Below are 17591 nucleotides of genomic sequence, written 5' to 3' on the forward strand. Positions count from 1 at the left end.
CACCTGAGGTGTTCCGGGCCCACGGTCGTGCGGACCACTGGGTGCGAGGAGGCGTCAGCCCCGGGCGGGCGCGTCCTGCTCCGGGGCGTCCTGTCCGGCGGCGGGAGCTGCGGCGTCCGACGGCTCGGCCTCGGTACCGGCCGTGCGCTCGCGCATCTTGCGCAGCAGCTCCGCCTTCTGCTCGGCGGCCGTCTTGCGGTCGGCGTTGCGCTCGGGTCCTGCGCCCTGCTGCTCGGCGCGGGACACCTTCTTGCGCTGTCCGCCGACACCGAGAAGGTTGTTACGGCTCTTGGCCACGGGGTTCTCCCATTCGTGGTGAAAGTGAGGTCTCAGAAGACCCTGGATCGGTCCGGTGGGCGGCGGGTGTTCGGACCCGCCGCACTCTCACTCGTAGATCTGGAAGAACGAATACATGCGCAAACGGTACCCCGGCCCGATCGGCCGCGGCACCGCCTTTTCCTCCCGCCGGGTGCGGTCCGCTACGTCGCCGTCGGGTCGACCGTCGCCTGGTGGGCCTCGGCGAGGTGTTCCTCGGCCTTGAGCCACGGCAGGAACTGCACGCGCCTGCGCCAGTCGCAGGTGTCGCAGCTCAGCTGCCGCTGCACTCCCGACTTCCGCACGTGAACGACGTGTTCACGGCCGTGCTGGTCCCATCTGCTGACCTTGCTCGTGGTCATGGACGGCATCCGTGCCTCCTGAGGGCGAGTGTGCCCAGTGTGCACGAAGCCCCCGGTTCCGTAAGGGGGAACCGGGGGCTTCGTGCTACGGGTGGAGCCGGTCAGCAGCCGAGCAGACGGGCGCCGAGGTACGCCTGGATCTGGTCCAGCGAGACGCGCTCCTGCTTCATGGTGTCGCGCTCGCGCACGGTCACCGCGTTGTCGTCGAGGGTGTCGAAGTCGACGGTGACGCAGAAGGGCGTGCCGATCTCGTCCTGGCGACGGTAGCGGCGGCCGATGGCGCCCGCGTCGTCGAACTCGATGTTCCAGTTCTGCCGCAGGTCGGCCGCGAGGCCCTTGGCCTTCGGCGAGAGCTGCGGGTTGCGGGACAGCGGCAGGACCGCGACCTTGACCGGCGCCAGGCGCGGGTCGAGGCGCATCACGGTGCGCTTCTCCATGACGCCCTTGGCGTTGGGCGCCTCGTCCTCGACGTAGGCGTCCAGGAGGAAGGCCAGCATCGCGCGGCCGACACCGGCCGCGGGCTCGATGACGTAGGGGGTCCAGCGCTCGCCGGCCTCCTGGTCGTAGAACTGCAGGTCGGTGCCGGACGCCTTGGAGTGCGCCTTGAGGTCGTAGTCCGTGCGGTTGGCGACGCCCTCCAGCTCGCCCCACTCGCTGCCGCCGAAGCGGAAGCGGTACTCGATGTCAGCGGTGCGCTTGGAGTAGTGCGAGAGCTTCTCCGCGGGGTGCTCGAACCACCGCATGTTCTCCTCGCGCATGCCGAGGCCGGTGTACCAGTTCCAGCGCTGCTGCATCCAGTACTCCTGCCACTGCTCGTCCTCGCCCGGCTTGACGAAGAACTCCATCTCCATCTGCTCGAACTCGCGGGTGCGGAAGATGAAGTTGCCCGGAGTGATCTCGTTCCGGAAGGACTTGCCCATCTGCGCGATGCCGAACGGCGGCTTCTTGCGGGAAGTCTGCTGCACCTGGCCGAAGTTGGTGAAGATGCCCTGGGCGGTCTCGGGGCGCAGGTAGGCCACCGAGCCGGAGTCCTGGGTCGGGCCGAGGTGCGTGGAGAGCAGGCCGGAGAACTGCTTGGGCTCCGTGAAGGTGCCCTTGTTGCCGCAGTTGGGGCAGTTGAGGTCGGCGAGACCGTTGACCGGCGGCTTGCCGTGCTTCTCCTCGTACGCCTCCTCCAGGTGGTCCGCGCGGTAGCGCTTGTGGCAGGAGGTGCACTCGGTCAGCGGGTCGGAGAACGTGGCGACGTGACCGGAGGCCACCCACACCTCGGGCGCCAGGATGACCGACGAGTCGAGTCCGACCACGTCCTCGCGCGAGGTGACCATGTAGCGCCACCACTGACGCTTGAGGTTCTCCTTGAGCTCGACACCCAGCGGCCCGTAGTCCCAGGCGGCCTTCTGGCCACCGTAGATCTCACTGCAGGGGTAGACGAAGCCACGGCGCTTGCTCAGGCTGACGATGGTGTCGATCTTGTCGGCGGCCACGGTGCTCTCTTCATTACGACGACGGAACTGGACAGGGCTGACGCGAAGCGCCTCGGTGGGGGGTGGTGGTCGGGAGACGGGTGCGCGAATGCCTCAGATTACCGGCGGGCACGCCCCTTCGATCAAATCGGTATCGGACCGGTCCGCCGAGCTGCCCGTCCCCGGGGCATCTCATCGGCCTTGTTGACAATCGTTTCCACTTTTGTTGAAAATGACTGTCATGAACGTACGCCGCCTCATACCCACGACCGCCGTCGCCGGAGCAGTCGTCCTCGGCCTCACCGCCCTCTCCGCCTGCTCCACATCCGACGCCGCCGACCGCAAGAACGGCGACAGGCTGAACGTGGTGGCGTCCTTCTACCCGATGCAGTTCCTGGCCGAGCAGATCGGCGGAAACCACGTCTCCGTCTCCACCCTGACCAAGCCGGGCGTGGAGCCGCACGACCTGGAGCTCAGCCCGCGGGAGGTCGGTGGCCTGAGCGACGCGGACTACATCCTCTACCTCAAGGGCCTCCAGCCCGCCGTCGACGACGCGATCAAGCTCTCCGAGTCCGAGCACACCGTCGACGCCTCGACGCTCACCACGCTGGAGGACCACGGCGCCGAGGTCGGCGGCGAGGAGCACGCCCACGAGCACGAGGGCGAGGAGGCCGGCGCCGATCCGCACATCTGGCTGGACCCGGTGAAGTACGCCCAGGTCGCCAAGGGCGTCGGTGCCTCCCTGGAGAAGACCGACCCGGACCACGCCGCGGACTACCGCAAGAACACCGACGCCCTGGTCACCAAGCTCGACGCGCTGAACAGCGCGTACGAGAACGGGCTGAAGAACACCACCACCAAGACGTTCATCACCACCCACTCCGCCTTCGGGTACCTGGCCGAGCGCTACGGCCTCACCCAGGAGGGCATCGCCGGCATCGACCCCGAGGCCGAGCCCAGCCCGGCCCGGATCAGCGCCCTGCACGCGATCGCCGAGGAGAAGAAGGTCACCACCGTCTTCTTCGAGACGCTGGCCAGCGACAAGACGGCGAAGACCGTCGCCCGGGACACCGGCCTGAAGACCGACGTCCTGGACCCGCTGGAGGGAATCACCGGCAAGTCCAAGGGCGATGACTACATCGAGGTCATGGAGTCCAACCTCGCCGCCCTGCAGAAGGCGCTCGGCGCGAAGTGAGCATTCCCGCAGAGCCGGCCCACGACCCCGCAGACCCGACCGGTCCGAACCGCGCGACAGCATCACCGGAGGCGCTCATGCCCGAGCCCCAGAGCACCACAGCGAGCACCACGCCCGCCCCCGTGATCGTCGTGCGCGACGCCACGGCCACCCTCGGCGCACGCCCCGTGCTGCGCGGCGTCGACCTGACCGTGCGCCGCGGCGAGGTCGTCGCCCTGCTCGGCGCCAACGGCTCCGGCAAGTCGACCGCCGTACGCTCCGTCATCGGCCAGGTCCCGCTCACCGGCGGCACCGTCGAACTCTTCGGCACCCCGCTGCGCCGTTTCCGTGACTGGGCCCGGGTCGGCTACGTACCGCAGCGCACCACGGCGGCCGGCGGGGTGCCCGCCACGATCCGCGAGGTCGTCTCCTCCGGGCGGCTCTCGCGCACCCGGCTGGGGCTGCCGCGCAAGGCCGACCGGGCCGCCGTCGACCGCGCCATCGCGCTCGTCGGCCTCGCCGACCGAGCCAAGGACTCCGTGGACGCCCTCTCCGGCGGTCAGCACCAGCGCGTGCTGATCGCCCGCGCGCTCGCCTCCGAACCCGAGCTGCTGATCATGGACGAGCCCATGGCCGGCGTCGACCTGGCCAGCCAGGAGATCCTCGCCGAGACCCTGCGCGCGCAGGTCGCGGCCGGCACCACCGTGCTGCTCGTCCTGCACGAGCTCGGCCCGCTGGAGCCCCTGATCGACCGGGCGGTCGTGCTGCGCGACGGCTGCGTGATGCACGACGGACCGCCCCCGAAGGCCCTCGGGCAGCACGCCCTGCCCGGCCACGACCACGTACACCCCCACGCGGCCTCCGAGCCCGTCCGGACGGGACTGCTGAGCTGATCATGGAATTCCTCACCCCTCCCTTCATGCAGCGGGCCCTGATCGCCGCCGTGCTGGTCGGCGTCATCGCCCCCGCCGTCGGCATCTACCTGGTGCAGCGCCGGCAGGCCCTGATGGGCGACGGCATCGGCCACATCGCGATGACCGGCGTCGGCCTCGGCTTCCTGCTCTCCACCAGCCCCGTCTGGATGGCCACGGCCGTCGCCGTCGTGGGCGCGGTCACGATGGAACTGATCCGCTGGTACGGACGCACCCGCGGCGACATCGCCCTGGCGATGCTCTTCTACGGCGGCATGGCGGGCGGTGTCCTGCTGATCAACCTCTCCGACACCGGCTCCAACGCCAACCTCACCTCGTACCTCTTCGGCTCGCTGTCCACGGTCTCCTCCGAGGACATCACCGCGATCGCCCTGCTCGCGGCGTTCGTGCTGCTGGTGACGGTGGGGCTGCGACGGCAACTGTTCGCCGTCAGCCAGGACGAGGAGTTCGCCCGGGTCACGGGCCTCCCGGTGCGCGTGCTGAACCTGCTGATCGCGGTCACCGCCGCGGTCACCGTCACCGTCGCGATGCGGGTCGTCGGGCTGCTGCTGGTCAGCGCCCTGATGGTGGTCCCGGTCGCCGCCGCGCAGCAGATCACGCGCTCGTTCAAGGTGACGTTCGTGCTCGCGGTCGTCACCGGGGTCGCGGTGACGCTGGCCGGCACCATCACGTCGTACTACCAGGACGTCCCGCCCGGCGCGACGATCGTGCTGCTGGCCATCGGGGTGTTCATCGCCCTGACCCTGCTCGCCGCCCCGCTGGCCGGAATCCGGGTCCGGCGGCGCGAAACGGCGGACGAGCGGTGCACCCTGGAAGTACCGGCCACCCGCCCGGCAGCGGACGACGCACCTGCGCGGTCGGCCTGACCCCGCCGCCGGTGCGGACTGGCACAATGGCCCGACACACGTACGGGCGACACGAGGAGGCTCCTGTGGCGACGGCGCCGATCAGTGGAACGAACGCTGCACCGGTACGCGGCCGGTCGACCCGGCAGCGGGCAGCGGTGGCCGCTGCGCTCGACGAGGTGGACGAGTTCCGCAGCGCCCAGGACCTGCACGACGTACTCAAGCACCGCGGTGACTCGGTCGGGCTGACCACGGTCTACCGCACCCTGCAGTCCCTCGCGGACGCGGGCGAGGTCGACGTGCTGCGCACCACCGAGGGCGAGTCCGTCTACCGCCGCTGCTCGACCGGCGACCACCACCACCACCTGGTGTGCCGGATGTGCGGCAAGGCCGTCGAGGTCGAGGGCCCGGCGGTGGAGACGTGGGCCGAGACCATCGCGGCGCAGCACGGCTTCGTGAACGTCGCCCACACGGTCGAGGTCTTCGGTACGTGCATGGAGTGCGCGAACGCCGAGGGGTGACCCCGGGGGCGGTCCTGACGGGCCCCGGTGGTCAGACCTTGGTCAGGTGCCGGTCGAAGATCTCGCGCAGCCGGTCCACGTCGGAGCCGTCCCGCACGCCGCGCTTGGCTATCACGGTCAGGGCGGTGGCGTTCTTGTCGTCGCTGAACAGCACGAACAGGTCCGCCGTCTCCGCGTACCGCGGCTGTGCCTGCCACCGGACGACGGCACTGGTGCTGTCCGTGTCGACGCCGACGCCGGACTCGTCGACCCGCACCCGGAACTCGCCCTGCCGCCGCACGAACCGGAACAACTGGCGTGCCACCAGCCACGGGGTCAGGAACAGCACCGAGCCGCAGAGCAGCAACGCCACCGGCAGTCCCACCGGCACGTCGGTGCCCCGCGCCAGCGAGAGCGAGGTGGCCACGACGAGACATCCCGTCGCGGCCCCCACCAGAATCCGCTGCCGCCGGCCGGCCGTGCTGACCCGGCTGCGGGCGCGGAGCGCCACCGTGTAGTCCCGCAGCTCCGGTTCGTATCTCAGCTCGACCGCACCGTGCACGGCCTCCGGCTGCTCGCTCATGGCCCCCCTGGAGTGTGAAGAGCCGTGATCGTACCGGCCACGGGTTCAGGCCGTGGGCTCCGCCTCCCGTGCCGCCTCCACCGCACCGCCGAAGCGCCGGTCGCGCTGGGCGAACTCCAGACAGGCACGCCACAGGTCACGGCGGTCGAAGTCCGGCCACAGCACGTCCTGGAAGACCATCTCGGCGTACGCGCTCTGCCAGATCAGGTAGTTGGAGGTGCGCTGCTCGCCGCTGGGGCGGACGAAGAGGTCGACGTCCGGCATGTCGGGGTAGTAGATGTACTTCGCGAACGTCTTCTCGTTGACCTTCGACGGATCGAGCTTCCCGGCCGCCACGTCCTCGGCGATCCGCTGCGCGGCATCCGCGATCTCGGCCCGGCCGCCGTAGTTGACGCAGAAGTACAGCGTCATCTTGTCGTTGTCCTTGGTCTGCTCCTGGGCGACCTGGAGCTCCTGGACGACGGACTTCCACAGCTTCGGCATGCGGCCGACCCAGCGGATCCGGATGCCGAGTTCGTCCATCTCGTCACGGCGGCGGCGGATGACGTCCCGGTTGAAGTTCATGAGGAACTTCACCTCCTCCGGGGACCGCTTCCAGTTCTCGGTGGAGAAGGCGTACAGCGAGAGGTTCTTGACGCCCATCTCGATGCAGCCCTTGAGCACGTCCATGACGACGCCCTCGCCGACCTTGTGGCCCTCGGTGCGCGGCAGGCCCCGCTCCTTGGCCCAGCGGCCGTTGCCGTCCATCACGACGGCGACGTGCTTGGGCACCAGCTCGCCGGGGATCTTCGGGGGCACGGCACCGGACGGGTGCGGCTCCGGGGTCTTGTAGTCCCGCCGGTTGCGGCCGCCGAGGATTCCGCGTACTGCCATGAGCTTTTCCGTCTCCCTGTGTCTACTTTTCCACGTACCGCAGCGAACGCAGACCGCGCTCCAGATGCCAGTGCAGATAGGCGGACACCAGCCCGCTCCCCTCCCTGACATGACGCGCCTCGCACGCGTCCGCCGTCTCCCAGTCGCCGGAGAGCAGTGCGCTCAGCAGGGTGACGGCCTCCGCCGAGGGTACGACGCTGCCGGGTACCCGGCAGTCGCCGCAGATGACGCCACCCGCCGCGACGGAGAAGAAACGGTTCGGACCGGGCATTCCGCACCGGGCGCAGTCCACGAAGCTCGGGGCGTAGCCGTTGACCGCGAGGGAGCGCAGCAGGAAGGCGTCGAGGATGAGGTTCGGCTCGTGCTCCCCGCGGGACAGGGTCCGCAGACCGCCGACCAGCAGCAAGTACTGCTGGACCGCGGGCTCGCCCTCGTGGTCCGTGAAGCGCTCGGCGGTCTCCAGCATCGCGGTGCCGGCGGTGTAGCGCCCGTAGTCGGTGACGATGCCGCCGCCGTAGGGGGCGATGGTCTCGCTCTGGGTGCAGAGCGGCAGCCCGCGTCCGACCAGCTCGCTGCCACGGGCGAAGAACTGCACGTCCACGTGGGAGAAGGGTTCCAGCCGGGCCCCGAACTTCGACTTCGTGCGCCGGACGCCGCGCGCGACGGCCCGTACCCGGCCGTGGCCGCGGGTCAGGATCGTGATGATCCGGTCGGCCTCGCCCAGCTTCTGCGTGCGGAGCACCACGCCGTCGTCCCGGAACAAGCTCATGGCTCCATTGTCCGGTACGCGGGCGGCCCGGCGGGCCCTCCCCCCGGATCCGCTCCGTTCAGCGCACGTCCGCGCCGCCGCCCGAGGGCACGACGAGCCCCGACTCGTAGGCGACGATCACGAGCTGGGCCCGGTCCCGGACGGCCAGCTTGCCCATGATCCGGCTGACGTGGGTCTTGGCGGTGAGCGGACTGAGGCCGAGGGTCTCGGCGATCTCGGTGTTGTTGAGGCCCCGTGCGACGAGGGCGAGGACCTGGCGTTCCCGGTCGGTGAGCATCCCGGGGCCGCCGGGCCCTGCTCCGGCCGGGGGCTGCGGAGCGCTGAGGACCCGGGCGATCAGCCGGGCGGTCGGGCCGGGCGACAGCAGTGCCTCGCCCGCGGCCACCGTCCGGATCGCGGCGAGCAGATCGGCGGGCCGGGTGTCCTTGACCAGGAAGCCGGAGGCGCCGGCGCGCAGTGCGTCGACGATGTGGTCGTCGGTGTCGTACGTGGTCAGGACCAGGACCTTCACTCCGGCCAGGTCCTCGTCGGCGGCGATACGACGGGTCGCCTCGATGCCGTCGAGCTCGGGCATCCGGATGTCCATCACGACGAGGTCGGCGCGGGCGGAGCGGGCGAGTGCGACGGCTTCGAGACCGGTGGCGGCCTCGCCGACGACCTCCATGCCCGAATCGGAGCCCACGAGCATCGCGAACGCCGCCCGGACGAGGGTCTGGTCGTCGGCGAGCAGTACGCGGATCATGAGGCGGTCTCCGATGTCTGTTTCTGTTCCGGGCCATGCGCTCGTCCCGATGTCTGTTTCTGTTCCGGGCCATGCGCTCGTCCCGGCGTCTGTGCCTGTTCCGGGAACGGCAACAGTGCCGAGACCTCGAAGCCCCCGCCGGGGCGGGGTCCGGCGTCCAGGGTGCCGCCCGTGCTCCGGGCCCTCTCCCGCATCCCCAGGATGCCGAAGCCGGGCGCGGAGCCGTCGTCCACCGGGCCGGTGCCGTCGTCGGTGACCGTGACGCGCAGGGTGCCCGCGTCGGCGGGGCCGATGGCGACGACGATGCGGACGCCGGGGCCCGCATGCCGTACCGCGTTCGTCAGGGACTCCTGCACGATGCGGTACGCGGCCGCTCCGGTCGCCGGGGCGAGGCGGCCGTCGGGTACCCGCACCCGGAGGTCGACCCGGGCCCCGGCCGCCTCGGCGGCCCGTACGAGGCCGGGCAGGGCGGCCAGATCGGGCAGCGGGCCGTCCGTGTCGTGCTGGTCGCCCTGTCCGTCGCCCCGGCCGGTGTCGCGGAGCACCTGGAGCGTGGTCCGGAGTTCCGCCCTGGCCTCGCGGCAGGTGTCCGCGATGTCGTCCAGCGAGGCGGCGATCGCCCGGCGGTCGAGCCGTTCCGGGTCGACGGTCAGGATGTGCGAGGCGACCGAGGTCTGCACGCCGATGAGGGTGATGCTGTGGGCCAGCAGGTCGTGCAGGTCGCGGGCGATCCGCAGCCGTTCCTCGGCGACCCGGCGCCGGGCCTCCTCCTCGCGGGTCCGTTCGGCCCGTTCGGCGCGCTCCAGGACCGAGGCCACGTACTGGCGGTAGATGCGTACGTCGACCCCGCAGAACAGGATGGCGAAGATCCACCCGGAGATGCGCAGCAGTTCGAGCCCCTGATGGGCGTCGATGCTCAGCACCACCGTCACCATCACGGACGTCACGCCGATGCCGGTGAGCAGCGTGCGCAGCGGGCGGCCGGTCACGGCCACGGTGTAGAGCACGATCCAGGTCTGCGGCATCGGAGCCGTATGGGCGTTGTCGAGGCCGTGGTAGAGCATCAGCAGCGGGACCATGGCGAGCAGCACGAGGACGGGGTTCCGTCGCCGCCACACGAGCGGTGCGGCGCTGGCCATCAGCAGGAGCCAGCCGAGCGCGTCGGGCGCGACGGCGTCGTCGGCGAACAGGGCGAGGGCGGCGGAGAGCGCACCGGCGCCCACGGCTACGAGGGCGTCGGTGCGCGTCTTGTGCGGCGCGTGCATCGGGTCGCGGTTGACGACGGCCAGGATGCGGTCGCGGCGGCGTGCGGTGGTGGACACGCCGCCATCCTCCGGTACGGGGCGGGGCACTGTCAGGGCGTCCCGACGAGTTCGGGTTCGCGCGGGGCCGGTGCGGCGGGGGTCCGGCTGAGCGCGCCGGGCCACCACATCTTCCTCTGCAGGGCCACGCTCGCCGAGGTCACCAGGTAGGTGCGGACGAGGAAGGTGTCGAGCAGGACGCCGACGGCGATGACGAAGCCCATCTCGACCAGGGAGGTCAGCGGCATGTTCGTCAGGACCGCGAACGTGGCTGCGAGGACCAGTCCCGCCGAGGCGATCACGCCGCCGGTGGTGCGCAGGGCCGTGAGCGCCGCCTCGGTGGGCTCGGCGCCGCGCCGGGCCTCTTCGCGGACCCGGTGCATCAGGAAGATGCCGTAGTCGACGCCGAGGGCCACCAGGAAGACGAAGGTCAGCAGCGGCAGGCCGGGGTCGGTGCCCTTCAGCCCGAGGACCGGTTCGAAGAGCAGCCCGCCGATGCCGAGCGCGGCGCCCCAGACCGCGACGACCGCGGTGACGAGCAGCAACGGGGCGACGAGGCTGCGGAGCAGGACGATCAGGATCAGCAGGACGGAGAGCAGGACGAGCGGGACGACGATGCCCAGGTCCCGGGAGCTGGCCGTCTCCAGGTCCATCTGCTGGGCGCCGGGCCCGCCCACATGGCTGCCGTCCAGGCCCTCGCGCAGTGCGTGGATGGTGTCCCGTTCACCCGCGGACTCGGGCCCGGCCTCGGCGACGACGGACAGCTCGGTCCAGCCGCCGCCGCTGCGGCCGCGTTCGGCGGAAGCGACGCCCTCGGTCGTACGGGCCTTCGCCAGCGCGGCACCGGCCCGGCCGGTGGGGGCGAGCACGGTGATCGGCTGGCTGGAGCGGCCGGGGTAGGCGTCGGCGAGGGTACTCATGGCGGTGACGGAGTCCGGCTTGCTGGTGAAGGAGTCCTCCTGCTTGAGGTCGCCGGGCAGGTTGAACGCGCCGAGCGACAGAGCGCCGAGCAGTACCCCGCCGGTCACAAGGACCGCGACGGGTCGGCGTCCGGCGGAGCCGCCCATGGCGGCGAAGAGGGAGCGGCGCTTCTTCGGCTCGGAGCCGTATACGGGAACGAGCGGCCAGAACACCCGGCGGCCCAGGAGCACCAGGATCGCCGGGAGCAGCGTGAGCATGGCCAGGAGCGCGCACAGCACCCCGACCGCGGCGATGGGCCCCATGCCCCGGCTGCTGGTGAGATCGGCGGCCAGGAGGCACAGGAGGCCCGCCGCGACGGTGGCGGAGGAGGCGACGACGGCGGGGCCGCAGCCGCGCAGCGCCGCCGCCATCGCCTCGTGCGGCCGGGTGGCGCGGGTGAGCTCCTCGCGGTAGCGGGAGACGAGCAGCAGGGCGTAGTCGGTGCCCGCGCCGAAGACGAGGATGGTCATCACGGCGGAGCTCTGGCCGGTGACGGTGACGTCGAAGCCCCGGTTGAGGCCGTAGACGACCGCCATCGACAGGGCGTCGGCGACGCCCGCGACGACGAGCGGCACGAGCCACAGCAGCGGGCTGCGGTAGATGAGGATCAGCAGGATCGCGACGACCGCGACGGTCGTGTAGAGCAGCGGTCCGCCGAGCGAGCCGTATACCTTCTGCGCGTCGACGTTCAGCGCCCCGGGCCCGCCGACCTCGACGCCCAGTCCGCCGTCGCCCTTCACGGTCTCGCGCACGTCGTCGACGAACGCGGTCCGCGCCTCGTCGTCCTGGCCCGGCTCGGTCGTGGAGACCGGGTACATCAGGGTCGTGCCGTCCTCGGAGGGCACGGCTCGCGGCGGTGCGGTGAGGGTGTGGGCGCCCGCGACCTCGGCGGTCTGCCGGGCGGCCGTGGCCCGGTCGGCGGCGGTCAGTCCGCCGTCGCGGTGGTAGACGAGGACGAGGTCGGTCGACTCACCGCCGGGCAGCGTGTCCTGGATCTTCGCCACCTGGGTGGAGTCGGCGCTCGCCGGCAGATAGTCGACGGCGCGGTTGACCTGTACGTCCCCGAGCTTGCCGGCCAGCGGGCCGGCGAGCGCGATCACGGCGACCCAGAGCGCGACGACCGCCCAGGGCAGCATCCGCCACCTGCTGCGTGGCCGTGTCCGCTCGTCCTCGTCCTGTGCTGCGGCCCTCATGGGAGGCCCCCCTTCCGTACGGGTGTCCGGTCATGTCCAGACTCCCGTCGGGCCGGGGCCGATACGTCGCACCGGGGGCCGACTTCCCGGCTACTGCCGGGGAGGGTGCGGCGGCCCGGCTACTCCCGCGGGAGTAGCGCGGCATCGGGGCGGCGACGGACCCGTTGGGTCAGAAGGGCCGCCCGTCCCAGCCGGGGTCCTCCCAGCGGGCCGCGCCGTCGAGGCCGAGCAGCCGTATCCGGTTGAGCAGTTCCGCCGGTGCGCCGTGGGACCGGAGGCGGGCGGGCGCGTTGCGGACCAGCCAGGAGGTCAGCCGGGTGCGGATCTCCTCCTCGTTGTCGTCCCTGGAGTTCCAGGGCAGTTGGTCTCCGATGAGTTCCCACTCCCACCGTTCGACCAGGGCGGCGAGGTGTCCGTCGGCCGGTGGTCCCGTCAGCGTCTCCCAGACGCCGAGCCACGGGGCGACGGCGGCGGACGCCTCGGTGGCCAGGGCCAGGACGTCGGGGACGGGCACCACGGGGCGGGGATCGACGAGGGTGCGGGCCCACCAGGCGTGCAGGAACTCCCGGACCGCCCCGGCCTGTGCGGCGGGCCACTGCTCCCACCGGCCCCGGGCGAACGACCAGCCCGCCTCCGCGTACCAGGGACCGGCACGACCGGCGACAAGGGACCGGGCGAACTGGGGCAGGATCCTGGGCAGGACGGATGCGTGGTCGCGCCAGTCGGGGGCCTGCCAGGTGCGCCGCAGGAGGTCGGGGTCCAGCTCCGTGTCCGCCACCTTGAGCAGCGCGAGTTCCTCGGCGGCGCCCCAGTGGCACACGCAGTTGTGCTCGTCGGGGCGGGCTGTCAGGCCGGCGAACGTGACGGCCAGGCGGTCCAGCGCGGCATCGAGGCGCAGGCGTGCACGGGATTCTTCGGCGCTCATCGGGGAGCTCGCAATCGGGGCTCCGGGAGCTTCCGCCACCCGAAGAGAGCGACCCTACCGGGCCGTCGCGCGGCCGGAGTTGTCAGGAGGGCGTGCGCGCCGCGGCTGCGAGGAGGCGTGCGGTGTCCTCGGCGCGGAGCCGCAGTGCCCCGCCGGCCGTGGTCAGCACCTCGCGTTCGGCCGGGCTGTACGGGCCGTCGGCGAGGGCGATCCGGGCGCCCTGGAGCAGGATCGATTCGCGGCCTGCGGGCGCCAGGTGCGGGGCGAGGGGCTCCAGCGCCTCGTGGAGCTCGATGGCGAGGGCCGCGCCGCATGCCTCGGCCGCGGGGTCGAAGGCGGAGTTGTGGCCGATGTCGGCGGAGAGGATCTCGACGACGGTGGCGAGCTGCTCCTGGGTGCAGTCGTCGAAGCCGGCGCCGCGCACGGTCTCGACGGCCGTCTCCAGGACCGTACGGGAGGTGCTGCCGCCGGCCGCGAGGACCCCGAGGGTCACGGTGTGGACGGCGTCCCTGAGCATCGCGGAGAACCGCGTAGTGGTGGGGTGGTCGAGCGCCTCGGTGTCGAAGTGGGCGTGGCAGGCGGCGCATTCGACGACCGGGCCCACGGTGCCGCGCCGCAGCAGCGGCACACCGAGGACGGCGAAGCGGCGGCGCCCGGTCAGGCGGCGGTAGTTGCGGTCGCCTCCGCAGCCGGGGCAGAAGAACTCACCGTCGCCGATGGCGTCCCACAGGGTGCGGATGCCGCAGATACGCAGCTTTGTGGCATGTTGTCCCAGGGCTGACCGCACGTCGAACACCTCCGTAACGCTCCGGCAACATTGCCGTGTTGGACGTGATGTTAACCACATCCGTGAAGCGGCGTCAGCATCTTGCTCGTCACAACCGTCCGGAGATGGCCGAACCGTTCCTATTCAGTGAGCAGGAGTGAGTCTTGGACCCATGCCTGGTCGCTGCGGACATCCCGAACGGTTTTGGGTGTCCTGGTCGCCCGCGTTCTCGCCGCGTCCGGTGGCTCGGATCGTGTCCGTGGTCCGGGGATGCGGGGGCGGGTTCCCTCACGCCCTCGTGCACCTGGTGCGGCCTGGACGGTCCGATGCCCCACACGATCGCTCCGGTCGTGTGGGGGCGGTGCCGTCCGACGCCGGATCGGGTGTCCCAGGGCGCGTCGCCCGATCGCGATACCAGCGGCATCGTGACGGGACATCTTCCGGTGCAGGGTGGTCAGCGGCTTCTGCCAGTGCTGACCACCCCACATCGACGTATAGGCCGGATCCACCGCGATGACCGCCAGGCCCTGTTCGGCGGCCATGGAGACGAGCCGGGCCTTGAGCTTGCCGGTCGGGATGCCGGAGATCAGCTGCCGGAACCGCTTCCTGCGCCCGTGCTTCTCCCGCGTCTTCTCCGCACCGAAGTCCAGGTCCTCGATGGCGATCGCGGTGACGCCGGTCTGTTTGGCCCAGTGCAGAAGGCGGGTGAGGGCGTGGCGGAGTTGCGCGTCACGGTGGTGGGCGGTGCCGGTCAGGTCGTAGGCGAAGCGGTGCGGTTCGCCGACCGGGTTGCCGTGCGGGTCGAGACGGTAGGCGGCAAAGTGATCCGCGTTGGTGTCCACACCGATCACACCCCCGGCACGGGCCGCTTGTAGGGGGATGGTCTGCACGGCGGGGCGTTGCCAGGACGCGGTCAGGTACCAGCGGTCCTTGGCGGTGTCGTAGTGGATGCGGTAGGCGACCGCCCGGTTCCCTTCGACGCGGTCGGCCCACTCCACGCCCCGGTGCGCGAACGCCACGGTGGTGGAGGTGAGGGTGTAGCGGCCGTGTGGGGTGTTGGCGAGGTGGGTCAAGGGTGCGGGCAGTTTGATGCTGACCTGCCCGTCCGGGGTGACGCGGATCGTCTCGTTCCCGTACCGCTTGCCCGACTCACCGTCCGCCGCCAGGAACCAGCGCTCCGCCTCCCACCGCTCCCGCCACTCATCCTCGGTCAGCCCTGCCTCGGCGAGATGATGGCGCGTGGTGAGAAGCCGTTTCCCACCCCGCACGACCCGGACCCACCCTGCTTGCCAGTCCCTCACTGCGGCGGCGTGCCGGTGTTCCAGGGCCTTGAGGCGGCGGGACTTGTGGAACCACTCACCCCGGGACCGGTAACCACCCGGGGCACGTTCGTGCCCTTCTCTCCGACCGGAAGGGACAACCGGTGCTTCAGCACCTTGATTCCGGCCTCCAACGACCGGATGTGTGCGGCCTGGCAGCGCCGGGCCAACGCCCACTGATCATGAGTCGCCTTCGTGATCGCCCCCGCAATCCGCGACGACGACACCTTCGTCAGCTCCCGCTTACGCCCGGCCCAGGACTCGGTGCTGTGGTCCGGGCCGTCCGCGCACCGGGCCTTCAGATCCCGGGAAGCCAGCGCGCCCTGAGGGGCACCGACCGCCCGCAGCACGTGCACGTCCTGCGCGGTGAGGTGCTTGAGACGGTCACGCACCGCCACCCCCGAAGGGCCAGGGGCCACGAACGACGCCGCCAACTCACGTACACCACCCACCGCCACACCCCCCGAAGCCGCCGAGTAACCCGCACTCGGCACAACGAGCCATCACCGACAAGGTCACCCATTCGACCCCGAAACGTTCGTTCCCACCGTCACCCGTCAGGCCACCGGACTCACTTCCGGGCGCTGAAAAGCACTCATACACACAAGAACGACAGCAGTTCACAACCCCGCCCCCCGGGAGCGGGGGACGGGTTCACGAACCGTGCGACTTCGCACCCTTGTGGGCGCCCGGGTCAGCGGGTGGCGCGGTTGACCGCCGAGACGACCGCCTTCAGGGAGGCCCGCGTGGTGTTGGCGTCGATGCCGATGCCCCACAGGACCTTTCCGTCGATGGCGCACTCGATGTACGAGGCGGCCTGCGCGCTCGCGCCCTCGCTCATCGTGTGCTCGGTGTAGTCCAGCAGCCGCGCGTCGATCCCGATGGCCTGCAGCGCTTCGAAGAACGCGGAGATCGGGCCGTTGCCGGTGCCGGTGAGCACGGTGTCCGAGCCGTCCACGTTCGCCTCGACGGTGATCGTGTCCTGGCCGTCCGAGCCGGTCGTGGTCTGGCCGGAGCGGATCTGTACGCGCCCCCAGGCGTTGTCGGGGTTGGGCAGGTACTCGTCCTGGAACGTGGTCCAGATCTGCGTCGGCGTGACCTCGCCGCCCTCGGCGTCGGTCTTGGCCTGAATGATCCGGGAGAACTCGATCTGCATCCGGCGCGGCAGGTCCAGCTTGTGGTCGTTCTTCAGGACGTACGCGATGCCGCCCTTGCCGGACTGCGAGTTGACCCGGATGACCGCCTCGTAGGAGCGGCCGACGTCCTTCGGGTCGATCGGCAGGTACGGGACCGCCCACTCGATGTCGTCGACGGTCTTGCCCTGGGCGGCCGCGTCGGCCTCCATGGCGTCGAAGCCCTTCTTGATGGCGTCCTGGTGGGAGCCGGAGAAGGCGGTGTAGACCAGGTCGCCCGCGTAGGGGTGGCGCGGGTGGACCTCCATCTGGTTGCAGTACTCGCTGGTGCGGCGGATCTCGTCGATCTGCGAGAAGTCGATCTGCGGGTCCACGCCCTGCGAGAACAGGTTCATGCCCAGCGTCACCAGGTCGACGTTGCCGGTGCGCTCGCCCTGGCCGAACAGGCAGCCCTCGATCCGGTCCGCACCGGCCATCAGGGCCAGTTCGGCGGCGGCGACGGCGGTGCCGCGGTCGTTGTGCGGGTGGACGGACAGGCAGACGAACTCACGGCGCGACAGGTTGCGCGACATCCACTCGAACCGGTCCGCGTGCGTGGACGGCGTCGAACGCTCCACGGTGGCGGGCAGGTTGAGGATGATCTCGCGGCCCTCCTCGGGCTGCCACACGTCACAGACCGCCTCGCAGACCTCCAGCGCGAAGTCCAGCTCGGTGTCGGTGAAGATCTCGGGGCTGTACTGGTAGCCGAAGATCGTCTCGTCGCCCAGGATCTTCTCGGCGTACTCCATGACCAGCCGGGTGCCGTCCACGGCGATCTGCTTGACCTGCTCCTTGGAGCCGCGGAAGACCACGCGGCGGAAAGTGGGGGCGGTCGCGTTGTACAGGTGCACGGTGGCGCGGTGGGCGCCGCGCAGGGACTCGACGGTCCGCTCGATCAGTTCCTCGCGGGCCTGCGTCAGGACGGAGATCGTCACGTCCTCGGGGATCGCGCCCTCTTCGATGATGGAGCGGACGAACGCGAAGTCGGTCTCGCCCGAGGACGGGAAGCCGACCTCGATCTCCTTGTAGCCCATGCGCACCAGCAGGTCGAACATCTCGCGCTTGCGGGCCGGCGACATCGGGTCGATCAGGGCCTGGTTGCCGTCACGCAGGTCGGTGGAGAGCCAGCGGGGCGCCTTGGTGACCCGCTTCTCGGGCCAGGTGCGGTCGGGGATCTCGACGGCCTCGTAGCGGCCGTACTTGTGGACCGGCATCCCGGACGGCTTCTGCAGGCCCGTGGCGTTGGTGATCGGCGTGGGGCGGCCCACGGCGTTCGCGGCGGGGGTCTGCGCGGGGTTCACTGCGGTCATGGCGTAGGGCTCCTCGGGTGTCCTGCAAGGGGACGGCCGACTGTGTTGCTGCAACACCAGACTCCGCGGGGAGGGGGTCGGCCTACG

The 17591-nt window shown here is 70.9% G+C and carries 16 protein-coding genes and 1 pseudogene; 4 read left to right on the plus strand and 13 right to left on the minus strand.

The genetic code is table 11. The annotated features are described in order from the left end of the window. Positions 1 to 54 precede the first annotated feature (54 nt). The 3 genes from EAO72_RS19405 to EAO72_RS19415 form a co-directional block, all read right to left on the minus strand. Positions 55 to 297: a DUF6243 family protein gene (locus tag EAO72_RS19405; protein WP_148018600.1), complete on the minus strand. Its 243-nt coding sequence runs from the start codon at positions 295 to 297 to the stop codon at positions 55 to 57. A gap of 182 nt (positions 298 to 479) precedes the next feature. Further along, entirely contained in the window at positions 480 to 686 is a 207-nt protein-coding gene (locus EAO72_RS19410) for a hypothetical protein (RefSeq protein WP_148018601.1), read from the minus strand. Between the two features lie 92 nt (positions 687 to 778). Beyond that, a complete protein-coding gene (locus EAO72_RS19415; RefSeq protein WP_148018602.1) occupies positions 779 to 2161 on the minus strand; it encodes a glycine--tRNA ligase in 1383 nt (460 codons plus the stop codon). A 220-nt stretch (positions 2162 to 2381) separates the two neighbouring features. Here EAO72_RS19415 and EAO72_RS19420 point away from each other — a divergent pair, with 220 nt between their 5' ends. From EAO72_RS19420 to EAO72_RS19435, 4 genes are all read left to right on the plus strand, one after another. Beyond that, on the plus strand, positions 2382 to 3335 hold the full coding sequence (locus EAO72_RS19420; protein ID WP_148018603.1) for a metal ABC transporter substrate-binding protein: 954 nt from the start codon (positions 2382 to 2384) through the stop codon (positions 3333 to 3335). A 77-nt stretch (positions 3336 to 3412) separates the two neighbouring features. Next, complete coding sequence (locus EAO72_RS19425; protein ID WP_148018604.1) at positions 3413 to 4207, plus strand: metal ABC transporter ATP-binding protein; 795 nt, start codon at positions 3413 to 3415, stop codon at positions 4205 to 4207. A gap of 2 nt (positions 4208 to 4209) precedes the next feature. After that, entirely contained in the window at positions 4210 to 5112 is a 903-nt protein-coding gene (locus EAO72_RS19430) for a metal ABC transporter permease (protein ID WP_148018605.1), read from the plus strand. 65 nt (positions 5113 to 5177) lie between these two features. Beyond that, positions 5178 to 5612 carry a Fur family transcriptional regulator gene (locus EAO72_RS19435; protein WP_148018606.1) on the plus strand — a complete coding sequence of 145 codons (435 nt, stop codon included), beginning with the start codon at positions 5178 to 5180 and terminating at the stop codon, positions 5610 to 5612. A gap of 31 nt (positions 5613 to 5643) precedes the next feature. On the opposite strand, the gene EAO72_RS19440 is transcribed toward EAO72_RS19435, so the two are convergent. The 10 genes and pseudogenes from EAO72_RS19440 to leuA form a co-directional block, all read right to left on the minus strand. Further along, positions 5644 to 6174 (minus strand): YcxB family protein, encoded by a 531-nt coding sequence (locus EAO72_RS19440; protein ID WP_148018607.1) that lies wholly within the window; start codon positions 6172 to 6174, stop codon positions 5644 to 5646. A 45-nt stretch (positions 6175 to 6219) separates the two neighbouring features. Continuing rightward, on the minus strand, positions 6220 to 7047 hold the full coding sequence (locus EAO72_RS19445) for an isoprenyl transferase (protein ID WP_148018608.1): 828 nt from the start codon (positions 7045 to 7047) through the stop codon (positions 6220 to 6222). 22 nt (positions 7048 to 7069) lie between these two features. Continuing rightward, positions 7070 to 7816, minus strand: coding sequence for a DNA repair protein RecO (gene recO / locus EAO72_RS19450; protein WP_148018609.1), 747 nt, complete (start codon positions 7814 to 7816; stop codon positions 7070 to 7072). Between the two features lie 58 nt (positions 7817 to 7874). Beyond that, positions 7875 to 8558, minus strand: coding sequence for a response regulator transcription factor (locus tag EAO72_RS19455; RefSeq protein WP_148018610.1), 684 nt, complete (start codon positions 8556 to 8558; stop codon positions 7875 to 7877). Further along, positions 8555 to 9823, minus strand: coding sequence for a sensor histidine kinase (locus EAO72_RS19460; RefSeq protein WP_148021904.1), 1269 nt, complete (start codon positions 9821 to 9823; stop codon positions 8555 to 8557). The genes EAO72_RS19455 and EAO72_RS19460 overlap by 4 nt, the downstream gene beginning before the upstream one ends. Positions 9824 to 9912: 89 nt before the next feature. After that, positions 9913 to 12012, minus strand: coding sequence for an MMPL family transporter (locus EAO72_RS19465; protein WP_148018611.1), 2100 nt, complete (start codon positions 12010 to 12012; stop codon positions 9913 to 9915). Between the two features lie 169 nt (positions 12013 to 12181). After that, positions 12182 to 12937, minus strand: coding sequence for a hypothetical protein (locus tag EAO72_RS19470; protein WP_148018612.1), 756 nt, complete (start codon positions 12935 to 12937; stop codon positions 12182 to 12184). Positions 12938 to 13019: 82 nt separating this feature from the next. After that, the gene (locus EAO72_RS19475) at positions 13020 to 13724 is read right to left on the minus strand and encodes a TerB family tellurite resistance protein (RefSeq protein WP_148018613.1); all 705 of its coding nucleotides are present in this window, start codon (positions 13722 to 13724) and stop codon (positions 13020 to 13022) included. A gap of 119 nt (positions 13725 to 13843) precedes the next feature. Continuing rightward, positions 13844 to 15474, minus strand: a pseudogene (locus EAO72_RS19480) (IS200/IS605 family accessory protein TnpB-related protein). Positions 15475 to 15716: 242 nt separating this feature from the next. After that, positions 15717 to 17504 (minus strand): 2-isopropylmalate synthase, encoded by a 1788-nt coding sequence (leuA, locus tag EAO72_RS19485; protein ID WP_148018614.1) that lies wholly within the window; start codon positions 17502 to 17504, stop codon positions 15717 to 15719. Positions 17505 to 17591: the final 87 nt, after the last annotated feature.

Source organism: Streptomyces sp. OR43, from assembly GCF_008042275.1.
In the GTDB taxonomy this organism is placed as follows: domain Bacteria; phylum Actinomycetota; class Actinomycetes; order Streptomycetales; family Streptomycetaceae; genus Streptomyces.